Consider the following 24,192-nt stretch of genomic DNA (forward strand, 5'->3'; position numbering starts at 1 on the left):
GCCGCCATAGCCTGCCGTGAGCCTTTCCTCACGCATCACCGGGGAGTGATGCGTTGGATCAGCAGCCCACCAACCGATCCGCGCCAATTCCGCCGCGATGCTGGCTGCGGTATTGGGTAGGACTGGCGTCCACCTGGCCGCGGAAGTGCCGGCGGAACGACTCCTGCGAACCAAAGCCGGCCTGCTCGGCAATCCACTGCAGCGGCCGGTCGGTGGTTTCCAGCAGCTCGCGGGCGAATGCCACGCGCTCGCGGATCAGCCAGTCGATGGGTGACAGGCCGGTGGCTTCCAGGAACTGCCGCTGCAGCGTGCGCTGGCTGAGCGCGGCCTGCTCGGCAAGACTGCCCAGCGAGTGCGGCTCGCGCAGGTTGCGGCGCATCCATTCCATCAGTTTCGCCAGCCGCGTGGGCTCGCCGTTGGGAATGGCACGGCTGACACGCTGGCTGCGTTCGGCATCACGCCATGGCGCCAGCACCAGCCGTTCGGCCACCAGGTTGGCCACGCGCGCGCCGTAATCCTTGCGCACCATGTGCAGCATCATGTCCATGCCGGTGGCCGAGCCGGCCGAAGTGATGATGCTGCCGGTATCCACGTACAGCACATCCTCGCGGACGTCGATGCGCGGGAAGTCGCGTGCGAGTGCTTCGGTGAGGCGCCAGTGCGTGGTGGCCTGGCGGCCATCGAGCAGCCCGGCCCAGGCCAGCACGAAGGCGCCAGAGCAGATCGAGGCGATGCGTGCGCCACGGGCGTGGGCGCGGATGAGTGCATCGAGCAGTGCCTGCGGCGGGCGTTCGCTGGGTTCGCGCCATCCGGGAATGACGATGATGTCGGCGTCATCAACAGTGCTGAGATCGTAGGGCAGCTGCACCTGTACATTGCCGAGCATGCGCAGTGCGCCGGGTTCACCCGCGCACAGCTGGGTGCGGTACCAGGCCACGCCCAGTTCTGGCCGCACCGGTGCGAACAGGCCAACCGCACAACCGAACTCGAACAGCCCCTGGCCGTGGCAGGCGACGATGGTGACGAGCGGCGCGGTGGGATCAGCGGGTGGGCTGGGCATGGTTTGATGCTACGGGTGGAGATGCGTGGCGCTGCGTGGTGCGCGGGCATGAGGTGATGCCTGCCAGGCATATGGAGCAGTCGCTCCCCTCTTGTAGAGCCGAGCCCACGCTCGGCTCAATACCGGCAGGGGGGATGCATCTGACGCCGTCGCGAAGAGCAGCCGAGCGTGGGCTCGGCTCTACAGGCAGCAGCGCACCGTTGCGGCCACCTAACGTCATTACCAGCGGTCATGTGGGTGGCCGGATGTTACGGCTGGGTGACGCGATCGCGCCTGTCGCGGTGGGTGAACAGGCCCTTGAATGGAAGCGTGTTTCCGGCCCACCCCCACGAGCCCCCATGCCTGCTGCCCACGCCCCTGTGCTGAACACTCTCGCCGTCCTGATCGCCAGCGTTCTGGCCGCATCGCCTGGCCATGCGGCTGACGCCGATGCGGATCCTGCTGCCACCGCTGCAACGGCCAACGTGGCAGCGTCCACGCTGGATGCGGTGGTCGTTACCGGGTCGCGCACCAGCACGCGCACGGTGAAGAACAGTTCCACCCCGATCGATGTGATTTCCGCAGAGGACCTTGCTGCGACCGGCCAGGCCAACCTGCTGGAAGCGTTGCAGCGCAGCCTGCCGTCGCTGAGCCAGATCGGTGGCTACCAGAGCGACCAGGAGAGCCTGATCCGTGGCTACCAGCTGCGCAATCTCTCGCCGGGTTACACGCTGGTGCTGGTGAACGGCAAGCGCCGCAATGCCAGTGCCTATGTGAGCGGTGCCAACGGCGGCGGTTTCCCCGGCCATGCCTGGGCTGACCTGGCGTTGATTCCAGTCTCGGCGATCGACCATGTGGAAGTGCTGCGCGATGGCGCGTCGGCCATCTATGGTTCGGACGCGATCACCGGCGTGGTCAACGTGATCCTGAAATCGCAGGCACACGGTGGCGAGCTTTCCGTGGAAAGCGGGCAGAGCATTGATGGCGATGGCGCGCGCACCAGCGTGCGTGCCAACGTGGGCCTGCCGTGGGGCGCCGATGGCTTCGTCAACCTGTCGGGCGAAACCACGCGGCAGCACCACGCGATCCGTACCCGCCGCTACATCGATGGCTATCTGAGCTATCCGGCGGTAGATGCCAACGGCAATCTGGTCGCGCTGCGACCGAACAACCGGTTGCCGGCCGGCGCATCGCCGAACCCGGCCGAGGCCAACCGCGATGCCGAGGCCAACACCATCCTCAGTTCGCCATCGTATGCGCTGAAGGCGTTTGCGGTGAACGTGGGCCATGGCCTGGGCGAGAGCGCCCAGTTCTACGCCAATGCCACCGCCAGTGATCGAACCGCGCAGGCGATCCAGAATTTCCGCCTGCCGGCGACCATCTTCACCACCTACAAGGCGCCGGGTGTGCTGAGCGTGTTTCCCGATGGCTTCCTGCCGGTGCTGGAAACCAAGGAGAAGCAGTACACCGGCACCGCAGGTGTGAAAGGCCAGATCGCGGGCTGGGATTACGACGCCAGCCTGACCGGCAATCGCAGCACGGTGCGCACCTATACCCGCAACTCGGTGAACTACTCGCTGCAGTACCCCGGCTCGCCCACCGATTTCTACGACGGCAAGCTGGACTACCAGCAGGGCATCGCCAACCTCGACCTGCGCCGTGGCTTCGAGGTGGCGGCATTCGCTTCGCCGCTGGAAGTGAGCGCAGGTGCTGAGTACCAGCATGAACAGTACGAGCGCGGGGCGGGGCAGTGGGAGTCGTACACCGGCTTTGGTGCTGCAGCGTTCGTCGGCTATTCCACTGCGGACGCGGTGAAGGCCACCCGCAACAGCAAGGCGGTGTACGTGGGTGCGGCCGCCAACATCACCTCACGTTGGTATCTGGATGCGGCCGCGCGCTGGGAAGACCATTCCGACTTCGGCAGTGTCTCGACCGGCCGCCTGACCACCCGCTTCGATTTCACCGATGCGCTGGGTGTACGCGCGACGGTCAGCAATGGCTTCCATGCGCCCAGCCTGGGCGCGCAGTTCTACCAGGCCACCGGCAGCTGCCCGTGCGGCACCACGCTGGTGGCACAGGTGTCTTCGCCGGCGGCGAATGCGTTGGGTGCCACACCGCTGAAGCCGGAAAAGGCCACCAACTACAGCCTGGGCGTGACCTGGGACCCGAGCCCGGCGTTCCACCTGGCCGTGGATGCCTACCAGATCGACATCCGTGGCCAGCTCGGTCAGTCCAGCCAGATCGGCTACAACGCACAGGATCCGGCGCGCATCACCGACAACAGCGGCACGGTGCTGAGCGCAGCGCAGAAGAACACCATCGATGCACTGCTGGGGTCGGCCGGCATCAGCATCCTGCCGGGTGATGCGTTCTATGCCAGCTACTTCACCAATGTGGGCAATACCCGCACACGCGGTGTCGAGCTGACCCTGGAAGCGAACCAGGAAACGGCGTGGGGCAAGCTGCGCTGGAGCTATGCGGCCAACGTCGGCCGCACCACGATCCGGAAGGTCAGTGATATTCCGGCGGCGCTGCAGGGGCTGCCCAATATCAACCTGCTGACCAAATCCAGCGAGTACGCACTGCGCTTCCGCACGCCCAGCTACACCCAGGTGGCGGGCGTGGGCTGGCAGAACGGGCGCTGGCGCTCGAACCTGGATTTCACCTACTACGGACCGATCAAGCGCCTGAACAACGGCGTGGAATACAGGCAGCCGCCGGTGCTGGTGACCAACCTTTCAGGTGCGGTGGAGCTGGGTGCGGGCTGGAGCGCGGCGCTGGGCGTCAACAACGTGTTCGACAAGCGCACGCGCAGGGTGCCGGAGTACGCGCGCAGTGCCACCGATGTGGCGAGCATCGAGACGACCTGGGACAACGGCGACGTGTTGAGCAACGTCGGCGCGTACTGGTACGGGCGGGTCAGTTACCGGTTTTGAGGTTCACGCCAAAGGCGGCCGGACGTGGTCCGGCATCATCGAGGAGCATTTCATGTCTTCTGCATTGAAGGTGGTGGCAGTGGTGGGGTCGCCGACCAGTTCGGCGACATCGCGCACGTTGCTGCTGGTGCGGCACCTGTTGGCGTCGTTGCAGCAGCGGGTACACGCCAGCGTGGAGGTGGTGGAGCTGGCGCCGATCGCGCGCTCGCTGGGGCAGTCGTTGTCGCGCGATGAGGCGGAGCCTGCGGTGGAGCAGGCGTTGCAGACGATCGAGGCGGCCGAGCTGCTGGTGGTGGCCGCGCCGGTGTATCGGGGGTCGTATCCGGGGCTGTTCAAGCACCTGGTCGACTTCATCGAGCTGGAGGCGCTGGTGGATACACCGGTGCTGCTGGCGGCGACCGGTGGCAGCGAGCGCCATGCACTGGTGATCGACCACCAGTTGCGGCCGTTGTTCAGCTTCCTGCAGGCGCACACGCTGCCGATCGGGGTGTATGCCACGCCGGCCGACTTTGATGGCGAGCACCTCAACAGTGCAGCGTTGCAGGCCCGCATCGCGCTGGCGACCGAGCGTGCGGTCGGGCATCTGGCTACGCAGGCGCTGGCGGTAGCGGCGCCACTGCGACGCATCGCCTGATGCCATAACCGGCGGCGCTTTGCATATGGCCAAGGCGCATCTGCGTGGCCGGATCTGACCGCCGATTGTCGCCTGGCACCGCCACCGCAAGCACCGGCATCCCTAGCATCGAAATCGAAGCGGCATCGCATTGCCGGCCCTGATGAGGACACTCCCGTGGCGTTGGACGCAGCAAGCAAACCCATCCTGTTCCTGCTCGACCGCGAGTTCGAGGATGGCCAGATTCCTGGCCAGCGCTTCTTCTGCCGGCACAGCCTGCTGCTGGAAGGGGCGCTGTCGAGCATCGACGGCCTCGACGCGCAGCTGGACGTACGTCGCATTGGTTTCGCGCGGCCACGCCGCGAGGTGATCGCCGAGATCGGCGAGCAGGACCAGTCGTTGCCCACGCTGGTGCTGCCGCAGGGCGTGCGCAGCGAGCTGGCCAGTGGCGCGCATCAGGACCGCCAGTACATCTCCGGTGCCGAGCCGATCCTGGCTGCGCTGAACGGATTGCTTGGCATTCCCGTGGCCCACCCCTGAGCGAGGACACGACCTTGAGCTATCTGATCAGCGTCTTGGACAAGAGCCCGGTGGCCGAAGGCGCCTCGCCAGAGCAGGCGCTGCGCAACAGCCTGCAGTTGGCGCAGCGTGCCGAGCAGCTGGGCTATCACCGGTACTGGTTTGCCGAGCATCATGCCGCGCCGGCGCTTGCCAGCCCGGCGCCGGAAGTGCTGGCCGCCTGGGTGCTGGCGCAGACCCGTCGCATCCGCATCGGCAGTGGCGGAGTGATGCTGCGCCACTATGCGCCGTACAAGGTGGCCGAGAGCTTCAACCTGCTGGCGGCGTTGGCACCGGGGCGCGTGGATCTGGGCGTGGGCAAGGCGCCCGGTGGCCTGCCAGCATCGACCGCCGCGCTGGCGGCGGGACGCCCGGCATTCGCCGATTTCGACCAGCAGCTGCGCGACCTGGAGGGCTATCTGTCCGGTGCCGCAACCGAGGCGCTGGCGCGCCCGATTCCACAGCAGGCGCCGGAGCGCTTCCTGCTCGGTGCCAGCCCGCAGAGTGCGCAGCAGGCGGCCGAGCTCGGCTGGCGCTTCGTGTATGCCGCGCACTTTGATGGCGACCCGAAACACATCGAGGCCGCGTTCGACGCCTACCGCGGTGTCTCCACGCAACCGCCGTTGCTGGCCACGGTGGCCTTCGCCGCGCCGACTGCCGAAGCAGCCGCACGCCATATCGGTGCGCTGCGCGTCTACAAGCTGCATCTTGGCCCGGGGCAGACAGTGAACCTGCCCAGCCCCGAGGCAGCTGCCGAGTATGCACGCCAGGTAGGTGTGGCGGACTTCCGCATCGAGGAAACACGGCCAAGCGTGCTGTCCGGCGATGCGCAACAGGTACGCGGCGAACTGGATGCGCTGCACCGACGCTTCGGCGTGGGTGAGTTCATCCTCGACGCGCCGGTGGCCGACCTCGACGCACGCCTGACATCCCTCGAACTGCTGTCGCCCGCGCCGCGCGCGGCGGTGGCCTGACCTGCAGGAGCGATCCCCAATGAGCACGACCGCGCGCCACATTCCGTTCGGCATCATGCTGCAGGGCCCCGGCAGCCACATGCATGCCTGGAAGCATCCGTCCAATCCGGCTGATGCCAGCGTCAACCTGCAGTTCTACATCGACATCGCGCGCACCGCCGAGGACAACGGCATCGCCTTCGGCTTCGTGGCCGACGGCCTGTACATCAACGAGAAGTCGATCCCGCACTTCCTCAACCGCTTCGAGCCGATCTCGCTGCTGTCGGCACTGGCCACGGCAACGAAGAAGATCGGCCTGGCCGGCACGCTGTCGACCTCCTACAGCGACCCGTTCACCGTGGCCCGCCAGTTCGCCTCGCTGGATCTGCTCAGCGGCGGCCGCGCCGGCTGGAACGTGGTGACCTCGCCGTTGGAGGGTTCGGGCCGCAACTATGGCCGGCCACACCCGGAACATGCGCTGCGCTACCAGATCGCCGATGAGTACCTGGACGTCGTGCAGGGGCTGTGGGATTCGTGGGACGACGACGCCTTCGTGCGCGAGCGCGACAGCGGTACATTCTTCGCGCCGGAAAAGTTCCGCCGCCTCGACCACAAGGGCCGCTTCTTCCAGGTGGAAGGGCCGCTCAACATCCAGCGTTCGCCACAGGGCCAGCCGGTGATCTTCCAGGCCGGTTCGTCCGACGACGGCATCGCGCTGGCCGGCAAGTATGCCGACGCGGTGTTCACTCATTCGCCGTCGCTGGAAGAAACCCGCGCGTTCACCCAGAAGGTGAAGAACTCGGCGATCGCGCATGGCCGCAGCGCCAACGATGTGAAAATCTTCCCGGGCATCGGCCCCATCGTCGGCCGCACGGCCGAAGAGGCCGAAGCCAAGTACCAGGCGATTGCCGCACTGGCCACGCTTGAGGATGCGCTGGCGTACCTGGGGCGCTTCTTCGATCACCATAATTTCAGCCAGTACGATCCGGACGCGCCCTTCCCGGAGTTGGGTGACATTGGCAGCAACGCGTTCCGTTCCACCACCGATCGCATCAAGCAGGATGCGCGAGAAAAGGGGCTGAGCCTGCGCCAGGTGGCACTGGAAGCAGTGAGCCCACGGCCGAACTTCATCGGCACACCGGAGCACGTGGCCGATGAGCTGATCCGCTGGTTCGATGCCGGTGCCAGCGATGGCTTCATTCTCGGCTTCGCCGCGCAGCGCGAGGGCCTGGACGATTTCGTGACCCAGGTGCTGCCGATCCTGCAGGCGCGCGGCTACCACCAGCGCGCGCTGGAAGGGCAGACGCTGCGCGAGCATCTGGGCCTGCCGTACAAGGCCAGCCGGTATGCGACCGACGCCGAACCGGCGCGGAAGGTGGGGTAGGGCAATGAGCGGAGAAACCGCAGTAGCACCGGGCCAGGCCCGGCGGAACTCCCCAACAATAGGCGTACTGCCCGAAATCGCAGCACGCGTCGAGGCCGCCATTGCGATCCGCCATGACCTGCACCGGCACCCGGAGCTGGCCTTCGAGGAGCATCGCACCAGCGCACGTGTGGCCGAACTTCTGCAGCAATGGGGTTATGACGTGACCACTGGCCTCGGCGGTACCGGCGTGGTCGGTACGTTGCAGCGTGGGCAGGGCAGTCGTCGGCTGGGGCTGCGTGCCGACATCGATGCGCTGCCGATCCGCGAGGACTCCGGCCTGGCCTACGCCAGCCAGACCGAGGGCCTGATGCATGCCTGTGGTCACGATGGCCATACCGCCATCCTGCTGTCCGCCGCGCATTACCTGGCCCATCACGGCAATATCGACGGCACCCTGCAGCTGGTATTCCAGCCTGCAGAGGAGACGGGTTCGGGCGCGTCGAAGATGATTGCCGATGGCCTGTTCGAACGCTTCCCGGTGGATGCGATCTATGGGCTGCACAACTGGCCGGGCGCGCCGGTGGGGCACTTCGGCTTTGTCGATGGCCCGGCGATGGCGTCGGTGGACTGGGCGCGGCTGAAGGTGATCGGCAAGGGCGGCCACGGTGCCGAGCCGCAGGGCAGCATTGACCCGATCCTGGCGGCAGCGCACATCGTTACCGCGCTGCAGAGCGTGGTGTCGCGCAATGTCGATCCGCGGCAGATGGGCGTGGTCACCGTCGGCTCGATCCACGGCGGCCAGGCCGCCAATGTGATTCCGGACGTGGTCGAGCTGAAGCTGACCGTGCGCGCCTACCTGCCCGAGGTGCGCGACACGCTGCGACGCCGGGTCACGGAACTTGCCGAGCAGACCGCCGCCGCGTTCGGCGCGCGCGCCGAGATTGAATTCCCGCGCGGCTTCCCCAGCGTGATCAACCACCCGCAGCAGACCGCCTACGTCCGCAAGGTGGCGGTGCAGGGCTTCGGCGCCGAACAGGTGGTGCCCGACTTCGCACCGCGCACCGCCAGTGAGGACTTTGCCTTCCTGCTGCAGGCGCGGCCCGGCAGCTTCGTGTTCGTCGGCAACGGCGACAGCGCACCGTTGCACAGCCCACGCTATGTGTTCAACGACGCCGCCATTGCACCCGCTGCCAGCCTGTGGGCACGGCTGGCCGAAGACTATCTGGTGAAGGACGTGGCATGAGCAGCAACGAACGCTTCCTCTACACCTCGGTGGATGACCCACTGGCGCGGCCGCTGTTCGACGGCCTGGAGCAGGAGTACGACAGCCGCTACGCCGACGTGCGTCGACGCATCGGTGGCAGCGCCCGCGAGGAGCTGCAGCGCTATCCGGCGCAGGCCTTTGCGGCCCCGGTGGGCGCCTTCGTGCTGCTGCTGCGCGACGGGTGGCGATTTCCGGCGGTGCGTTCATGCCGCACCGTGATCCGGATACCGCCGAATTCAAACGCATCTGGACGCTGCCCGGGCTGCGTCGCCAGGGCATTGCGCGGCGCGTGCTGCAGGAGCTGGAAGAGCAGGCGGCGCGGCAAGGGTATCGGCGGGTGTTCCTGACGACGGGCTTCCGCCAGCCTGAAGCTGTTGGCCTGTACCTCAGCCATGGTTACACCGCGCTGTTCGATCTGGATGCGGATCCCGAAACCATTGCGCACCTGCCGTTCGAAAAGCACCTGCGGGCACCGGCGCCCCCCATCGTGCCTGCACAGACCCAGCTGCAAGGAGCCCACGCGTGAGCACGCCTTCGACCGCGCTGGATGGCATTGCAACCCGGCCGGCGCCAGCGCCGGCGCTGAAGATCGTGCCGGCCCGGCATCCGCTGCAGGTCTTCGGCACGGTGCTGGCACTGGCGCTGATCCTGATCGGGCTGCAGTCCGTGCTGGGCAATCCGCGCTGGGGCTGGGGCACCTTCGCCGAATGGTTCTTCGCGCGCCCGGTGCTTGAGGGACTGGGCCGCACGCTGCTGCTGACCGCGCTCGGTACTGGCCTCGGCTTCGCCTTGGGCACGTTGCTTGCGCTGGCCCGCGTCTCCGGCTCGCCGCTGCTGTCGGCGGTGTCGTGGGGCTACGTGTGGCTGTTCCGCTCGATCCCGCTGCTGGTGCTGTTGCTGCTGCTGAACAATCTGGGCTACCTGTACAGCACCATCGAGCTGGGCGTGCCGTTCACCGGCATCAACCTGTTCTCGTACCCGACCACGCAGCTGATCGGTGTGTTCACTGCCGCAGTGCTGGGCCTGACCCTGAACCAGGCCGCGTTCTCGGCCGAAGTGATCCGGGGCGGCATCCTGTCGGTTGACCACGGCCAGTACGAGGCCGCGGCAGCGCTGGGCCTGCCACGTGGCCGCCAGGTCCGCCGCATCATCCTGCCGCAGGCGATGCGCTCGATCCTGCCGGCCGCGTTCAACGATGTGATCGGCCTGGCCAAGAGCACTTCGGTGGTCTACGTGCTGGCGCTGCCGGAGCTGTTCTACACCGTGCAGGTGATCTACCGCCGTAACCTGGAAGTGGTGCCGCTGCTGATGGTGGCCACGGTCTGGTACCTGGTGATCCTGACCGTACTTTCATTGCTGCAGCGACGCGTGGAGCAGCGCTTCGCGCGCGGCCAACTGCAGCGCGAGCGCTCGGCATCGCGCGTGTCATCGCCGCGCGTGCAGAGTGATGCCGCACCGCGCGTGGTCAACCGCCCGCGCATCGCCGCGCAGGTGGATGCCGGCGAGGGCGCGGCGGTGTCGCTGCACGGCGTAGGCAAGGTGTTTGGCGACCAGCCGGTGCTGGAGGATGTGAACCTGGACCTGCGCGCCGGCAGCGTGACGGTGCTGATCGGCCCATCGGGCGCCGGCAAGTCCACGCTGCTGCGGCTGATCAACCACCTGGAGCGTGCCGACAGCGGCTACGTGACCGTCGGCGGCCAGTTGATCGGCTACCGCCGTGACGGTGACACCCTGTACGAACTGCCCGAGCGTGAGATCCGCCGTCGGCGTGCCGAGGTGGGCATGGTGTTCCAGGGCTTCAATCTGTTCCCGCACCTGACCGCGCTGGAGAACATCATCGAGGCACCGATCGCGGTACGTGGCGTGCCACGTGCGCAGGCCGAACAACAGGCGCGCACGCTGCTGGAGCGGGTCGGCCTGGCCGACAGGGCCGATGCCTTCCCGCGCCAGCTGTCCGGTGGCCAGCAGCAGCGCATCGCGATTGCCCGCGCGCTGGCGCTGCAGCCGAAGGTGCTGCTGTTCGACGAACCCACGTCGGCGCTGGATCCGGAACTGGTGGCCGAGGTGCTGAGCGTGATCGAAGAACTGGCCCGTTCCGGTACCACGCTGGTGATCGTCACCCATGAGCTGAGCTTCGCCCGCCGCGTGGCCGACCACGTGGTGATGATGGACCAGGGCCGGGTGATCGAGCAGGGCACGCCCGACGCCGTGTTCGAGCAGCCGCGCCAGCAACGCACGGCCGATTTCCTGGCCAAGACCCTGTAACCCCGGAAGGAGCACCATGAGTCGTGCAGCATCGCGTTGTCCCTCGCGCAGCACCCTGTTGATCGTGGCGGTGCTGGTCATCGGCATTGCCGGTATCGTCTACTCGCGCGTGCGCCAGGCACCGGATGCAGGCACCATAGCCGCGACCAGCCTGGCCGGCGCGAACACGGCCGTCCTGAAGGGCACCTTCGACCCGAAGGCGAAGGCGTTGATCCCCGCCGGTTATCAGTTCGTCACCCCTGGGGCGTTTACCGTGGCCACCCATCCGGGGCAGCTGCCGCTGGCCGACTACGGCGCCGACAGCAAGGACGTGGTCGGCATCGAGCCGGACATCGCGCGGCTGATCGCCGGTGCGTTGGGCCTGAAGCTGGTGATCGTGCCGGTCGCGTGGGCGGACTGGCCGCTGGGGCTGGAATCGGGCAAGTACGATGCGGTGCTGTCGAACGTGACGGTGACCGAAGAGCGCAAGAAGAAGTTCGACTTCTCCAGCTACCGCTACGATCTTCTGGGCATCTATACGCGCAGCGACGGGCCCATCCAGAAGATCGAAAAGCCCGCTGATGTGGCCGGGCTGAAAGTGGTGGTGGGTGCCAGCACCAACCAGGACCAGATCCTGCGGCAGTGGGACCGGCAGAACATTGCGGCCGGGCTGAAGCCGGTGGAGTACCAGTACTTCGACGACGCCGTGGTCGGCCGCTTGGCGGTGATCACTGGCCGCGCCGATGTCTCGTTCGAGCCCAATGCCACCGGCGCCTACTCGGCACGCGATGGCAAGGTGCGGCGCGTGGGCCTGTTCCCCGGTGGCTGGCCGAACGCTGCGGCGATCTCGGTGACCACGCGCAAGGGCAGCGGCCTGGCCGATGCGGTGACGCAGGCGTTGAACACCCAGATCGGCAGCGGCACCTATGCGCAGGCATTGGCGCGCTGGAACCTGGCCGAGGAGGCGGTGCCGCAATCGCAGACCAATCCGCCGGGGTTGCCGACGCTGCAATGACACCGGGCGTGGCCCGGCGCTACCGCTGCTTCTGTAAAGCCGAGCCATGCTCGGCTGCAGTTCGCGCGGTGCGCGATGAGTCGAGCATGGCTCGACTCTGCAGGAGCATCCACCCATCGCGTGGATCTACTGGTGGAGTCTGCTTTCCGTAGAGCCGAGCCATGCTCGGCTGCTCTACCAACGCGCCTCCAGCGTTCTGAATGGTCTTGCCAGGCGCACGCCCTCCGCATCGAACGCGGTAACGTCGCGCCCATCCACACGCACGGTCTTCGGCATCGTCCGCGCCGGCCACCAGACCTTCACCGCCGTCCCACTGCGCAGGCCCTTGCCCAGCGTGATCGATAGCGTGCCGTCGCGTTGCCGTGCCTGCATCTGCAACGTGCCATACGCGGTGGGCAGGCGTTCCACCGCCAATCCATCGCCCGCCACCCACGAGGGGGGCGTGCCCGGCAGCAGTGAGAGCGCATCATCGTCTTCGCGCATCAGCATGCCGAACAGCGTGCGGCCGTATTCGGCACCGATCCAGGTGTGCGGCATGTCGCCCAGGTAGCGAGGAAAGCGCAGGCGTGAGTGCACGACCTCGGCCAGCACCTGCCACTGAAGCGGGCGCCGGTCATGCAGCAGCCCCTGCAGCAGCTCATCGGCGACCTGCGGCTGGCCCAGGTGTACGTAACTCAGCACGTTGCGGATCTCGTACGGTGTGTACGCGTACAGCGCACCGGGCTGGCTGCGCTTGCGCACGTCCTCCAGATAGCGCGCAAAGGTTGTCCGCAACGCGTCGGCGGGCAACACGCTCTGTGCGCCGGTCGGGTCCAGTGCGATCGAAACGCCGGTGGGATCGCCATCGCCCAGGTCGGCCGAAGAGGGAATGAAGTCGATGCCCTTCCACGCCATCGTCGCCCGGATCGAGGCATGCAGTGCGTCGTAGAGCAGCTTGTATTGTTCGCGCGCCCAGGCTGCGGTCTCGTGGTCGCCCAGCGATTCGGCCAGCCAGGCACCGTCGTGCCAGCCCTTCAGGCCCCAATAGTCATCCCAATAGCTGTGGGTGGGTGACGGGTAGCCCTCATGGCTGATCGACGGCGCAAGAATGCCCGCGAACCGTTCCGGCGAAGGCTGGTCAGCCTTGTAACCGGGCACCAGCGTGCGTTCGCGCAGTTCCTGCAGGAAGCGCAGCGCTGCTTTCACTTTCGGCAGATAGCCACGCACAGACTCGGGGCCGCCGTCCAGGCGCGCGACATCGGCCACCAGCGCGACGTACTGGCCCTGACTGTCGTACTCGATGTCTGATCCAAAGCCGGTGTTGACGCTGCCATCGTCGTTGAGGATCGGTGAGACCAGGCCGTTGGGATGCACGCCGTGCTCGCTGTACCAGGCTAGGTAGTCGCGCGCCACGCGGGCTTCCCCCATGCGCAGCAGCACCGCCGAGGTGGCCATGCCGTCGCGGATGAAGGAACGGTTGTAGTTGCGCGGGCCGGGCTGCATGGCTGGACCGGTCTGGTTGATCAGCATGTAGGCGGCCTGCGCGCGCAGCATGTCCACCAGCGACGGATCGGGCAGGCGCAGGCCGACCTGGCCCAGCCGTGCCTGCCAGTCCGCAGACGCCTGCGTGGCCAGTGAATCAAACGCCGCACTGGCATCGTGGGGCAGCGTGGCCAGATCCAGCGCAGGCGCTTCGGGCAGCACGCCATTGGCATCGGCGGCGGCGGTGCCCAACGGGAACGCGACCACGACGGCATCACTGGTTCCCGGCGCCAACGAGACGCGGTAGTTCAATGCAGCCGAGGCAAGCCCCTGATCATCACGCACCTGTTGCGTGGAAGGCAGCTGGCCGGCAGCGAGGGTCGCGGTGATCTCCGTTGCGCCATCCTTGCCGAATGGCGCCGCACCCGACGCAGCCACCGGCGTGAGCGACTGCAGCAGCGTGCGGCCATTGATACGCAGGGCTTGCCCGTCGATGGTGACCTCGCGGATCGGGGACAGCCCGCCGTTCTGCCACGGTGGATTCATCTGCATCGGGCGCACCACCAGGCTGAGCGTGCCTTCGATCTTGGTGCTTCCCGTGTTCTGCAGCCGATGCCGCAGGAAGGTCACCGGCTGGCCATCGCGCTCGATGGCAAATACTTCACTGCGCAGCTGCAGGCCGGGTTGCGGTGACCAGGTGGCAGAGGGCATCGGCTTCCAGCCGTCGCGCAGGGCATGCTGCATTGCCTGCCCGGCGGCACCTGCGGCGCGCCCGTCAGCGCTACGCCAGATCGGCTGCACCAGTGGCGCGCCCTTGAAGGCTTCCAGGTTGCCGTACTCGTCGAAGATCGATTTCTGTCGTCCTGCATGCACACCCACGGCCGTCCAGTAGGTCTGCTGCATCTGCAGCGAGGCCGGGAACAACGCGCGCTGGGCGCCGCTGGCAACGATCTGATACTGCTTCATCGGCGTCATCACGGCTTTAGGACCGAGCAGGCGCAGGCGTGCGATCCGTGGCGCAGCGCCGTCCACGCTCAGGCGGAAAGCACGCAATGGCTGTGCTGCAGTGGCGGCCAGCCAGCTTTGCCGGTGACTGGCCGCCTGTGCATCGTGTGCGAGGTCCTGCCAACGGCCCTGTGCATCCTGCGCCTGTAGTCGGGCGGCGCCTCGTGCGCCATCGGCCCAGTCGACCACCAGGCCAGCCGTTGATTGGGCCTGCGGCAGCGTGATCTCGAACGTATGGGATCCATTTGCCCCGGCCGGCATCGCGACGGTGCCGCCGCCTTGCCAGAGCGCCGCTGCCTGCGTTGCATCGATACCGCTGATGCGTGCGCTGAGCGTGCTGTCCAGCGGCTCCATCTCGAAGATCGACACGCCCCAATCGGAAGTGCGCTGCGGGCTGGCCAGCCGCAGGTAGCGCGCCTGGCGCGGCGCGAAGTACAGCGTTTCCACATCGCCCAGCGAATCGGCCATCGTGTACGCGGTCTGCCACTGCCTGCCATCCATTGAGGTCTGCAGTGAATAGCCTTCCGGGTTCGATACGTCCCAGGTGAGGCGTGCGCCGGCCAGCAGGGTGGGCGCGCCCAGGTCGATCTGGAACCAGTGGCCCGGACTGAACGCGCCGCCGGTAACGGTCTTCGGGTTGCCGTCGATCAGGTGGCTGATCGCCATCGCCGGCACTTGCTGCGAGGAACTGCTGGCCTGCCATTGGCTGCGCGGGGGAAGGGTCTGTGCCTGTGCGCTGGAGGCCAGGGCGGCCAACAGCAGGGCAGCGGCAGGGCGCAATGGGAAGAACGGTGTGGAAACCTTGTAGCGTTCGGCGCGCAATGTCATTACGGACAGCCTCGCAGGTTCGACCGGAATCGGGCGAGCGCTACGCTAGCAAGGGATGTAAACGGTTACATGACGCACTGCAGCGCCGCTGGACGCTGGCGCTGCCATCACGGGAGGGCTGACGGATGTGGCTCTGGACGTGTAGCGCGGATTGGCTAGGGCACGTCGAAAGTCCGTCCACGTGGTTGTCATTTGACAACCAATGTGAGCCGTGTGCAGACTATGGAGAACAAGGAATGTCTCGAGCGCGTCATCCAGACAAGGACATCGAAGCGGCGTTGCAGTTCGCGGAGGATCGTGGGTGGAGGCTCCGTATGGCGGGCGGCCATGCGTGGGGCCGGATGTATTGCCCTTACAACGACACCGATTGCCGATGCGGGGAGTTCTGCATCGTCAGCATCTGGAGCACACCGCGTAGCGGCAGCCATCATGCAAGGGCCTTGCGGCGTGTGGTCGAGAACTGCAGTCGTGAGCAATGAGATCTCGCTTCGTCAGAAGCGAAGGGGTCAATCATGGAATTCAACTTCACCCTGAAGTACCGCTTGCCGGACACAGGTATTGAAATCGGTGTCCTCGAGCAGCGCCTGGCCGAAGGCGGCTGTGACGACGCGCTTGTGGGCCTTGGGCTGCCGGGACGGCTGGCCTTGGCGTTCTGCCGCGAAGCAGATAGCGCAGGGGCTGCCCTGCGTTCGGCGCTGGACGATGTGCAGCGGGCCGTGCCCGGTGCCGAACTGGTTGAAGTGAGCCCCGATCTGGTTGGGCTCACTGACGTCGCAGACCTGCTCGGAATGTCGCGCCAGAACATGCGGAAGCTCATGCTGGCCAACCCGCAGTCGTTTCCATCCCCGTGCATGACGGCTCGACCTCGATCTGGCATCTCGTCGACATTCTCGGTTGGCTGCGAGCGCGCGGCAGCGGGAAAGTCACGACGGAAATGACCGAGCTCGCCGCCGCTGCGCTACAGATCAATCTGGCCCGGGAAGGGCGCAGGCTTCACCCGAAGACGTAGCGGCGGCCAGAATTGTAGCCCACCGCATTACAGCTCCACCGTCTCCCACCAGCGCGTACCTGCCTGCGGCGCCTGCATGTCCAGTGCTTCGCCCATCATCGGCGTAGCCACTGCAACATTGTTTGCAGCGGCCAGCGCGGTGATGCGTTCGAATGGCTGCTGCCATGCGTGCAGGGCCAGGTCGAAGGTGCCGTTGTGGATCGGCAGCAGCCACTTGCCGCGCAGGTCCAGGTGCGCCTGCAGGGTCTGTTCCGGCTGCATGTGCACGAATGCCCAGCGTCGATCATAGGCGCCGGTCTCGATCATGGTCAGGTCGAACGGACCGTATTTCTCGCCGATGGCCTTGAAGCCGTCGAAGTAGCCGGTGTCGCCGCTGAAGAAAATGCGGAAGTCACCGTCCTGGATCACCCATGAAGCCCACAGGCTGCGGTCGCTGTCACCCAGCCCGCGGCCGGAGAAGTGCTGGCCCGGGGTCGCGGTCAGGCGCAGGCCGTTGGCTTCGGTGGATTGCCACCAGTCCAGCTGCTCGACCTTGCGCGCATCCACCCCCACGCGACCAGCTGGTCGCCAACGCCAAGCGGTGCGATGAAGCGCGCGGTCTTGCCGGCCAGCTGCATGACCGCGGCATGGTCCAGGTGGTCATAGTGGTTGTGCGAGAGGATCACACCGGCGATCGGCGGCAGCGCGTCGATGCTGATCGGCGGTGCATGGAAGCGTGCCGGCCCCATCCACTGCACCGGCGAGGCGCGCTCGGAGAACACCGGATCGGTCAGCCAGTACTGGCCACGCAGCTTCAGCAGGATCGTGGAGTGCCCCAGCCGGAACAGGCTGCGATCCGGTGCGGCGTCCAGCGTGGCGCGGTCCAGCGGCTTCACCGGAATCGGGTGCGCGGGCACGGTGCCCTTGGGCTTGTTGAACAGGAACGTCCACCAGATCTCCGCGCCGTCGCGCAGGCCCATCGCCGGACGGGGCAGGGCATTGCGGAACTTGCCATCACGGTACTGCGGCGAATCGGGGAAGTCGGGAAGGGACCAGGACTTGCAGAAGGTGTAGGTGGTCACGGCGAGGATTCCGAGCAGGAGGACAAGGAGCAGGCGCTTCATGGGTGACGTCCGCTGGGTACACTGCACAGTGTAGTTTCGTGTTTTTTAAAAAGTACACTGTCGAGTGTAAAATGGAGGCATCCGTTCAGTTATCCGGTTCCCGCCATGTCCCGTCCCCCGCAACGCCTGACCGACCGCAAACGTGACGCCATCGTGCGCGCGGCGGTGGAGGAGTTCCGTGCATCGGGCTACGAGGCGACCAGCATGGACCGCATCGCCGAGGCGGCGGGGGTCTCCAAGCGCACCGTCTACAACCATTTCCCGAGCAAGGAAGCACTGTTCTCGATGATCCTGGAGGAGCTGTGGGAGCGCAGCGTGGCCAGCGACGCACTGCCGTACCGCGCCGACCAGCCGCTGCAGACGCAGCTGCTGCAGTTGCTGGGCCAGAAGCTGGACCTGCTCAGCGATGGGAATTTCATCGATCTGGCGCGGGTCGCGATGGCCGAGATCATCCATTCACCGGAGCGCGCGCAGGCCATCGTCTGCCGCATGGGCGAGAAGGAAAGTGGCGAGAGTGCCTGGATCCGCGCAGCAATTGCCGATGGCCGCCTGCGCGAGGTGGATCCGGACTTTGCCGGCCACCAGTTGCATGGGCTGGTGAAGAGCTTCGCGTTCTGGCCGCAGGTCACGATGGGGCAGCCACCGTTGACCGCGCAGGAACGTGCGCGCGTGGCCGAATCGGCGGTGGCGATGTTCCTGGGGTTCTACGCGGTCTAGCTGGCTGCGAAGCGACGGAACTCGTCGGCCGGCAGCGCCGCCGAGTACAGGTAGCCCTGGCCGACATCCACCCCGAGTGCGCGCAGCTTCTGTTCCTGGGCCAGGGTCTCGGTACCCTCGGCCACCACGATCGCGCCGCAGCGGTGCGCGACCTCGACGATGAAGCGCACGATCGACTGCGACTTGGCGTCGGACAGCGTGGCGATCAGCGCCTGCTCGATCTTGACCTCGGCGATGGCCAGCTGCGAAAGCAGGATCAGGGTTGAATAGCCGGCGCCGAAATCATCCAGCGACAGGGTGACCCCGGCTGCCAGCAGCTGTGCGATGTTGGCATCGACCACGTCGCGCTCGACGATTTCGGTCCATTCGACGATCTCCAGGCGCAGCATCGCACCGGGGATGTCATGCAGCTGAAGCAGCTCCTGCAGGCGCAGGCCGAAGTCGGGCAGGCGCAGCGATTCGGCTGAAACATTGACTGCAATTGTCAGCGCCGCGCCGTCCCGCCGGCAGTGCTGCAGGAAGTGCACCGCCGACCGCAGCGTGGCCCATTCCAGGTCTGCCAGCCGCCCCTGCCGGCGCAGCAGCGAGATCACCCGCATCGGGGCAATCGGCCGGCCTTCGCCGTCGCGCATGCGCAGCAGTGCTTCGGCGCCGACCAGTTGGCGGTCCTGCAGACGATGCTTGGGCTGGTAGCACAGCGGCGCATTGCCCTGCTGCAGCCAGTGCTCGAGCGCAGCCTCGATCAGGGCGTCGATCTCGCTGTCGCGCTGGATCGGGTCATCGAAGAACACCACGCCCGACTCGATCGCGCTCAGTGCCACGGTTATGGCGCGGAACGGAAGATGTCCTTCGTCGGCATCAGCGGGGGGCTTCAATTCAACCACTGCACAGCGGAACAGTGGCCGGAAGCCCGGCCAATCGCGGCCGACCCGATCGGCCAGATTGCTGGCCAGCTCGGTGATCTGCGGTTGCGTCCGCAGTGTGGACAAGGTCAGGCCGCGCACCAGGATCGCCAGCGCGGCATCACCGAACTGGTAGATCTCCAGCTGCGCAGCCGACAGCGAGGGCAGCAACCGATGCACCTCCTCGGTGCTGTCGCGCTGCCACAGGCCGTTGTCCTGCAACGGCCCGTAGCGCAGGCGCAGATCGCGCAGGTTGCCCATCTCGGCCACGATCAGGCAGGCCTTGCCCGTGCCGTCGTTATCCCGCCAGTACTGTTGCAGGCGTTCACCGAGCGCACGCATGTTGGGCAGCCCGCTGATCGGATCGATGCGGAGCCAGGCCTGTTCGCGCTGGCGTTGCGCATCGATCTGGGCATCGTTGTAGACCAGCGCGAACACAGCGCCGAGCACGAGCAGCGAGACCGGCAGTGCCAGCACGCGCTGGATCGCCAGCTCGGCCACCGGCAGTTGATCGGCGCCAATGATCGCCACACCCAGCGCCAAACCCAGAGCGGTTACCCCGATGCGCACGGACCATGCCTGCAGGATCATGCGCGGCGAGAGCTCGTTGAGCATGCGCGGGTACAGGTGCCTGCGCAGCCAGACGCCGGCCACCATCTGCAACACGGCCTCAAGGCTGGCAGGCAGGAAGAACGGGATACCGACGAACTGGTAGCGGGCCAGGAGGGCGGCAGCCAGGCAGGCCAAGCCGCCGCGCCAGCCGCCCAGCAGGCCACTGACCAGTAGGATGTCGAAGCCCAGGTGCAGTTTGACGACACCCTGGGAATAACGGGCCACGAACCAGGAATTGAACAGGTAGATCAGGCCCAGCGCTACGCCGACATACAGGCGACGGCCTTCTATGGCGTGCCCGGCGCGACGGGTGGCGATCAGCAGCACGCCGATCATGCCGATCACTGCCGTGGCCTGCAGCAGATACAGCGGCAGGCTGGGCAGGGCGCTGTCCAGGACCTGGGCCGAGACCCGTGAAAGCGCATCCATAGCAGGTTCCCGCCTGTGACCGACGGCCAGTGACGAGCAGGGTAAACCACGACCGCGCGCGCGGCCACTGAGGGTGCTCTGCCGCGGCCGGCAAGGTCAGTAGCGCGGGTCGGCGATGGCGGGCAGCACCAGTTCGCGCACGAAGCCGGAGGATGACAGCTGCAACAGGGCGCTTACCATGGCCACGACATCGTGGACCGGCACCTGCTCACCGTCGCCGCGCGCTGCGGCCTCGGCCACCGGCACCGACAAGGCGTCGTCGGTGTTGAGGTAGCCCAACTGCAGGCTGGTCACCGCCAGCCGGCGATCGCGGAAGCCTTCGCGCAGCGCATCGGCGATGCCGTTGAGGGCGAACTTCGAGGCGCCGAACGCCACTTCCGGGCGGCCACTGCGAGGCAGGGCCGAGGTCGAACCGGTCAGCACCAGCTGCGGGCGCGCTGCGCCCAGTACGCGGGGCAGCAGGCGTTGCAGCAGTACAAGGGTCGCGGTGATGTTGACGTCGACCAGCGTCGTGAGTGCAGCGTCGCTTTCATCGAGGAAGGCGTACTCGCCGCTGAAGGCCTTGTCTTCCCAGATACCCAGGTTGTGGATCAGCACATCGATATCGGCCGGTGCCTGCGCTGCGATGTGGTCGGCAGCCACGGTCGGCCGGGACAGGTCTGCTTCGATCCATTGCAGGGTGACGCCGTCAGCGCAGGCGATGCCGCACGGGCGGTTGCGCGAGACACCAATCACAGTGTCACCCGTGGCACAGAGGCCTTCCACGAACGCGCGGCCCAGGCCCTTGCTGGCGCCGATGACCATCAGTTTCATGTTGCTTCCTCGTTGTACTGCGGCAGCCACGATCGGCTGCCAGAACGGTGCTCCACTTGGCGAACGCGCGCAGGCCGCCGCGTTCGGCGGTAAGGGTCGAGGCCGTGTCGTCGAACTGGCACCGGTACCGTGGCAGCAGCCGTCGCTGCTGCAGGCGCTGGGACGCAGTGGCCGCCGACGGCCCGGTCATCTCGCTCAGGCTGCCTCCCGCACGGGGGCGATGTGCGCCAGGATGAGCGAGAATGCGTAGGGTCACCGGCAACAGGAATCTCCTGGCATGGACGAGCACAACGCCACCACTGATGGCATGCCGCTGCCGTTGGCGTGGCAGAAAGCGTTGGCCGACGCGCGCATCGAGCGGCAGTCGATGGGTGTTTCGCGGGCCGACGTTGCCCGCGTGCTGCGGCCAGGTAGACCCGACGCCTTCCTCAAGTCGGAACTGATCGATGCCTTCAGTGAGCTGGGCGATGAGATCGCACGCCTGCGCTGGCTCCAGGCACAGGGACAACCGGCGCCAACGGTGATTGCCACGGCCGAAGAAGCGGGCCGGCACTGGTTGCTGATGAGCGCGCTGCCTGGCCGCGATCTGGCTTCGTCGCCGGAACTCGCGCCGCAGCAACGGGTGGAGATACTGGCCGACGCGCTGCGCGGGCTGCATGCGTTGCCGGTAGCAGCCTGTCCGTTCGATCAGCGGCTGGCCTCGCGCCTGCCGGCCGCGCAGGCACGGGTCGAGGCGGGGCGCGTGGACGCCGATGACTTCGATGACGAACGCCTGGGACAGAGTCCACAGCAGGTCTTCGCCCAACTGTGCAGCACCCGTCCCGATCATGAAGATCTGGTGGTCAGTCATGGCGATGCCTGCCTTCCGAATCTGATGGTGGCCGAGGGGCGTTTCAGCGGGTTCATCGACTGTGGGCGGCTGGGCGTGGCCGACCGTTACCAGGACCTGGCGCTGGCCGCGCGCAGCCTGGTCCACAACTTCGGTGATACGCGTTGGGTCACGCCGTTGTTCCAACGCTACGGCGCTGTAGCCGACGAGCGCCGGTTGGCGTTCTACCGGCTGCTCGACGAGTTCTTCTGAGCCCGCGCGCGGCTGGCGATGGCCGCGCAGATCAGCCCACCGATCACGCTCAGGTGTTCCAGTGCGAAGAACAGGGCCAGCTGCTGTTCCGCGCCGTGCTTGGTCCAGAAGGCATGCACGATGGCGATGGTCAGCAGCATGAACACCGCCAGCGCGCCGCTGCCCAGCCAGAGCAGGCGATCAAGCAGCAGGCACAGTGAGCCACCCAGCAGCACCACGGCGCTGGCGAGGTTGAACAGCACAGGCGGTTGCAGCCCGGCCGCCTGCATTTCGGCCACGCTGTTGTCCCACGCCAGCAGCTTGGCCAGACCCGATGACAGGAACACCACGGCCAGCAGCAGTCGGGCCAGAAACCACAGCACGCGGCTGTCGAGCAGGGCGGTGATCATCCGCGGCATGAAGTCTCTCCGGGTTGGGCTTGGAACGGGCCGCGCAGCATCGGGCCTCAACCGCAGTTGAGGTCAAGGGCCGGCTGAACGGAACTCGCTGGTTGGCCGGGTTGCCATCTTCCAGTTGGACGAACGTTCGTTCATTATTGGCGCCATGAACCGAGCCGACCGCAACGCGCAACGCAACGCGCAGATCCTGCAGGCCGCCCTGCAGTGCTTCCTCGCCAAGGGATTCCACCAGACCAGCATGCGTGACATCGCGCAGGCGGCCGACGTCAGCCTGGGCAATCTCTACAACCACTTCCCTGGCAAGGAAGCGATCATCCTTGCAGTGGCCGTGGCCGAGAGCGAGGAATTGGCGCCGTTGCTGCAGCAGCTGGCCGTGGCCGACGGTGATCGCACGCAGGTGCTGGCGTTCCTGCAGGACTTCCACGCGCTGTGCAGCCATCCGGAATGGGCGACGCTCGCCGTCGAAGTGCTGGCCGAGAGCGCACGCAATCGGGCCGTGGCCGAGGCATTTGCGGCCAATCGCAGGCAGTTGCAGGCTGTGCTGGCCGGAGCGCTGCAGCAGGTGGCACAGCGTGAACGTCGGCGTCCCGTGCTGGCCCCGGCACTGCAGGCGCAGGTGCTGCTGGATGCCATCGAAAGCGATGCGCTGCGTCGCGGGCTGGGCGAAGCCGGTGGCACCGATGAGGCTCCGCTGGACCCTGGCCTGCTCGCGCTGCTGCTCGGTGCACGCGCATGAGCGCGGTTGAGCGGCGATTGCACGGCCTCGATCTGGCACGGTATCTGGCGCTGGCCGGCATGGTGCTGGTCAATTTCCGCCTGGCGATGGCCGTGCCGGCAGAGGGTCAGGGTTGGCTGGCCGGCTTCTTCCATCTGCTGGAAGGCAAGGCCTCTGCGACCTTCGTCACCCTGGCCGGACTTGGCCTGGTACTGGCCACACAGCGCCTTGGCTGGATGCCGGCCGGCGCGCAGACCTGGCGGCGCGCGCTGTTCCTGCTGGTACTGGGCCTGCTCAACCTGACCCTGTTCCCGGCCGACATCCTGCACTACTACGCGGTGTACTTCGCGCTGGCGGTGCTGTGGCTGCGTGCGTCGTCACGGGTGCTGCTGGCCAGCATCGCCGGCCTGGCGGCCGGGTCGTTCTGGGCACTGCTGCACTGGAATTACAGCCAGGGCTGGAACTGGCAGACGCTGGAGTATGCCGGTCTCTGGCAGTGGCCGGGTGCCGCGCGCAACCTGTTGTTCAACGGCTTCCATCCCTTGCTGCCCTGGATGTGCTTCTTCCTGCTGGGCATGCTGCTGGCGCGCCTGCCGTTGTCACAAGCGCGGGTGCAGCGTGCGTTGCTGCTGGCGGGCCTGCTGCTGATCGGCGCAGGCCAGGCCGTGCAGCAGCTTGCGCAGGGAACGCCCTGGCAGCCGTGGCTGGGAACGCAGCCGATGCCGCCGGGACCGGCCTACGTGTTGACCGGTGCGGGCGCAGCCTGCAGCGCGATTGCCGCGTGCCTCTGGATCAGCCGCCGGTATCCGGGGGATTGGCTGGAACCGCTGACTGCAGCAGGGCGAATGACCCTGACCCTCTACGTCGGCCACATCCTGCTGGGCATGGGTACGCTGGAATGGTTGGGGCTGCTCGATGGCAGCGCGTCGCTACCGACCGTGCTGCTGTGGGCGCTGTTGTTCCTGATGCTGGCCACGGGCGCAGCGTGGCTGTGGTCGTGGCGGTTCACGCGGGGGCCATTGGAAGCGGTGATGCGTCGCGTCGCCGGCTAGCACGTTGGTCGCGCAGGCACGATGTTGTGACGGACATGTCTGTGTCGTGGCGGGCACATCTGCGATAGTTGTCGCAGAT

The 24,192-nt window shown here is 66.7% G+C and carries 18 protein-coding genes and 2 pseudogenes; 14 read left to right on the plus strand and 6 right to left on the minus strand.

The features are described 5' to 3' along the window. Positions 1-58: 58 nt before the first annotated feature. On the minus strand, positions 59-1,060 hold the full coding sequence (gene ftrA / locus DL544_RS08925) for a transcriptional regulator FtrA (RefSeq protein WP_065177487.1): 1,002 nt from the start codon (positions 1,058-1,060) through the stop codon (positions 59-61). A 338-nt stretch (positions 1,061-1,398) separates the two neighbouring features. On the opposite strand from ftrA, the gene DL544_RS08930 reads away from it, so the two are divergent. The 9 genes and pseudogenes from DL544_RS08930 (at position 1,399) to DL544_RS08970 (ending at position 11,988) form a co-directional block, all read left to right on the plus strand. Further along, positions 1,399-3,975, plus strand: a complete 2,577-nt coding sequence (locus DL544_RS08930; RefSeq protein ID WP_139727013.1) for a TonB-dependent receptor plug domain-containing protein — start codon at positions 1,399-1,401, stop codon at positions 3,973-3,975. A 52-nt stretch (positions 3,976-4,027) separates the two neighbouring features. Continuing rightward, positions 4,028-4,609: an FMN reductase gene (msuE, locus tag DL544_RS08935; protein ID WP_139727014.1), complete on the plus strand. Its 582-nt coding sequence runs from the start codon at positions 4,028-4,030 to the stop codon at positions 4,607-4,609. A 156-nt stretch (positions 4,610-4,765) separates the two neighbouring features. After that, positions 4,766-5,128, plus strand: a complete 363-nt coding sequence (locus tag DL544_RS08940; protein ID WP_139727015.1) for a DUF3088 family protein — start codon at positions 4,766-4,768, stop codon at positions 5,126-5,128. A gap of 14 nt (positions 5,129-5,142) precedes the next feature. Further along, on the plus strand, positions 5,143-6,120 hold the full coding sequence (locus DL544_RS08945; protein WP_005416278.1) for an MsnO8 family LLM class oxidoreductase: 978 nt from the start codon (positions 5,143-5,145) through the stop codon (positions 6,118-6,120). Between the two features lie 19 nt (positions 6,121-6,139). Then, complete coding sequence (locus tag DL544_RS08950) at positions 6,140-7,483, plus strand: LLM class flavin-dependent oxidoreductase (protein WP_139727016.1); 1,344 nt, start codon at positions 6,140-6,142, stop codon at positions 7,481-7,483. Positions 7,484-7,487: 4 nt separating this feature from the next. Further along, entirely contained in the window at positions 7,488-8,708 is a 1,221-nt protein-coding gene (locus tag DL544_RS08955; RefSeq protein WP_139727017.1) for a M20 aminoacylase family protein, read from the plus strand. Further along, positions 8,705-9,255: pseudogene (locus DL544_RS08960) on the plus strand (GNAT family N-acetyltransferase). The gene DL544_RS08955 and the pseudogene DL544_RS08960 overlap by 4 nt, the downstream one beginning before the upstream one ends. Continuing rightward, entirely contained in the window at positions 9,252-10,994 is a 1,743-nt protein-coding gene (locus DL544_RS22225) for an amino acid ABC transporter permease/ATP-binding protein (RefSeq protein ID WP_139727018.1), read from the plus strand. Before DL544_RS08960 ends, DL544_RS22225 begins: the two are co-directional and overlap by 4 nt. 16 nt (positions 10,995-11,010) lie before the next feature. After that, positions 11,011-11,988, plus strand: coding sequence for an ABC transporter substrate-binding protein (locus DL544_RS08970; protein ID WP_139727019.1), 978 nt, complete (start codon positions 11,011-11,013; stop codon positions 11,986-11,988). Positions 11,989-12,162: 174 nt separating this feature from the next. On the opposite strand, the gene DL544_RS08975 is transcribed toward DL544_RS08970, so the two are convergent. After that, positions 12,163-15,282: a discoidin domain-containing protein gene (locus DL544_RS08975; protein WP_065177495.1), complete on the minus strand. Its 3,120-nt coding sequence runs from the start codon at positions 15,280-15,282 to the stop codon at positions 12,163-12,165. Between the two features lie 512 nt (positions 15,283-15,794). On the opposite strand from DL544_RS08975, the gene DL544_RS08985 reads away from it, so the two are divergent. Beyond that, the gene (locus DL544_RS08985; protein WP_479692436.1) at positions 15,795-16,220 is read left to right on the plus strand and encodes a hypothetical protein; all 426 of its coding nucleotides are present in this window, start codon (positions 15,795-15,797) and stop codon (positions 16,218-16,220) included. Positions 16,221-16,318: 98 nt separating this feature from the next. Here DL544_RS08985 and DL544_RS08990 read toward each other — a convergent pair. Further along, positions 16,319-17,394 (minus strand): annotated as a pseudogene (locus DL544_RS08990) (MBL fold metallo-hydrolase). 105 nt (positions 17,395-17,499) lie between these two features. On the opposite strand from DL544_RS08990, the gene DL544_RS08995 reads away from it, so the two are divergent. Next, complete coding sequence (locus tag DL544_RS08995; RefSeq protein ID WP_005416287.1) at positions 17,500-18,111, plus strand: TetR/AcrR family transcriptional regulator; 612 nt, start codon at positions 17,500-17,502, stop codon at positions 18,109-18,111. Here DL544_RS08995 and DL544_RS09000 read toward each other — a convergent pair. Then, on the minus strand, positions 18,108-20,054 hold the full coding sequence (locus tag DL544_RS09000; protein ID WP_139727020.1) for an EAL domain-containing protein: 1,947 nt from the start codon (positions 20,052-20,054) through the stop codon (positions 18,108-18,110). The two genes, DL544_RS08995 and DL544_RS09000, sit on opposite strands and share 4 nt — an antisense overlap. 96 nt (positions 20,055-20,150) lie before the next feature. Then, on the minus strand, positions 20,151-20,867 hold the full coding sequence (locus DL544_RS09005; protein ID WP_095377703.1) for an SDR family NAD(P)-dependent oxidoreductase: 717 nt from the start codon (positions 20,865-20,867) through the stop codon (positions 20,151-20,153). Between the two features lie 277 nt (positions 20,868-21,144). Between DL544_RS09005 and DL544_RS09010 the strand changes: the two genes are divergently transcribed. Beyond that, positions 21,145-21,948: an APH(3')-II family aminoglycoside O-phosphotransferase gene (locus DL544_RS09010; protein WP_065177500.1), complete on the plus strand. Its 804-nt coding sequence runs from the start codon at positions 21,145-21,147 to the stop codon at positions 21,946-21,948. Here the strand turns inward: DL544_RS09010 and DL544_RS09015 are convergent. Continuing rightward, a complete protein-coding gene (locus tag DL544_RS09015; protein WP_005416291.1) occupies positions 21,921-22,346 on the minus strand; it encodes a DoxX family protein in 426 nt (141 codons plus the stop codon). The genes DL544_RS09010 and DL544_RS09015 overlap by 28 nt on opposite strands. A gap of 145 nt (positions 22,347-22,491) precedes the next feature. On the opposite strand from DL544_RS09015, the gene DL544_RS09020 reads away from it, so the two are divergent. Together DL544_RS09020 and DL544_RS09025 are read left to right on the plus strand one after the other, a co-directional pair. Beyond that, a complete protein-coding gene (locus DL544_RS09020) occupies positions 22,492-23,082 on the plus strand; it encodes a TetR/AcrR family transcriptional regulator (RefSeq protein WP_139727021.1) in 591 nt (196 codons plus the stop codon). Then, entirely contained in the window at positions 23,079-24,113 is a 1,035-nt protein-coding gene (locus DL544_RS09025) for a heparan-alpha-glucosaminide N-acetyltransferase domain-containing protein (protein ID WP_139727022.1), read from the plus strand. The genes DL544_RS09020 and DL544_RS09025 overlap by 4 nt, the downstream gene beginning before the upstream one ends. The last annotated feature ends 79 nt before the right edge of the window (positions 24,114-24,192 follow it).

The sequence above is a fragment of the Stenotrophomonas sp. pho genome (assembly GCF_006228405.1).
GTDB lineage: Bacteria > Pseudomonadota > Gammaproteobacteria > Xanthomonadales > Xanthomonadaceae > Stenotrophomonas > Stenotrophomonas sepilia.

Coding starts and splice junctions, on each gene's coding strand:
- DL544_RS08975 (WP_065177495.1), bottom strand. CDS start 15,282: ATGACATTGCGCGCCGAACGCTACAAGGTTTCCACACCGTTCTTCCCA.
- DL544_RS09020 (WP_139727021.1), top strand. CDS start 22,492: ATGAACCGAGCCGACCGCAACGCGCAACGCAACGCGCAGATCCTGCAG.
- DL544_RS08985 (WP_479692436.1), top strand. CDS start 15,795: ATGGAATTCAACTTCACCCTGAAGTACCGCTTGCCGGACACAGGTATT.
- DL544_RS08995 (WP_005416287.1), top strand. CDS start 17,500: ATGTCCCGTCCCCCGCAACGCCTGACCGACCGCAAACGTGACGCCATC.
- DL544_RS08970 (WP_139727019.1), top strand. CDS start 11,011: ATGAGTCGTGCAGCATCGCGTTGTCCCTCGCGCAGCACCCTGTTGATC.
- DL544_RS09010 (WP_065177500.1), top strand. CDS start 21,145: ATGGACGAGCACAACGCCACCACTGATGGCATGCCGCTGCCGTTGGCG.
- ftrA (WP_065177487.1), bottom strand. CDS start 1,060: ATGCCCAGCCCACCCGCTGATCCCACCGCGCCGCTCGTCACCATCGTC.
- DL544_RS09005 (WP_095377703.1), bottom strand. CDS start 20,867: ATGAAACTGATGGTCATCGGCGCCAGCAAGGGCCTGGGCCGCGCGTTC.
- DL544_RS09015 (WP_005416291.1), bottom strand. CDS start 22,346: ATGCCGCGGATGATCACCGCCCTGCTCGACAGCCGCGTGCTGTGGTTT.
- DL544_RS08930 (WP_139727013.1), top strand. CDS start 1,399: ATGCCTGCTGCCCACGCCCCTGTGCTGAACACTCTCGCCGTCCTGATC.
- DL544_RS08950 (WP_139727016.1), top strand. CDS start 6,140: ATGAGCACGACCGCGCGCCACATTCCGTTCGGCATCATGCTGCAGGGC.
- DL544_RS09025 (WP_139727022.1), top strand. CDS start 23,079: ATGAGCGCGGTTGAGCGGCGATTGCACGGCCTCGATCTGGCACGGTAT.
- DL544_RS09000 (WP_139727020.1), bottom strand. CDS start 20,054: ATGGATGCGCTTTCACGGGTCTCGGCCCAGGTCCTGGACAGCGCCCTG.
- DL544_RS08955 (WP_139727017.1), top strand. CDS start 7,488: ATGAGCGGAGAAACCGCAGTAGCACCGGGCCAGGCCCGGCGGAACTCC.
- msuE (WP_139727014.1), top strand. CDS start 4,028: ATGTCTTCTGCATTGAAGGTGGTGGCAGTGGTGGGGTCGCCGACCAGT.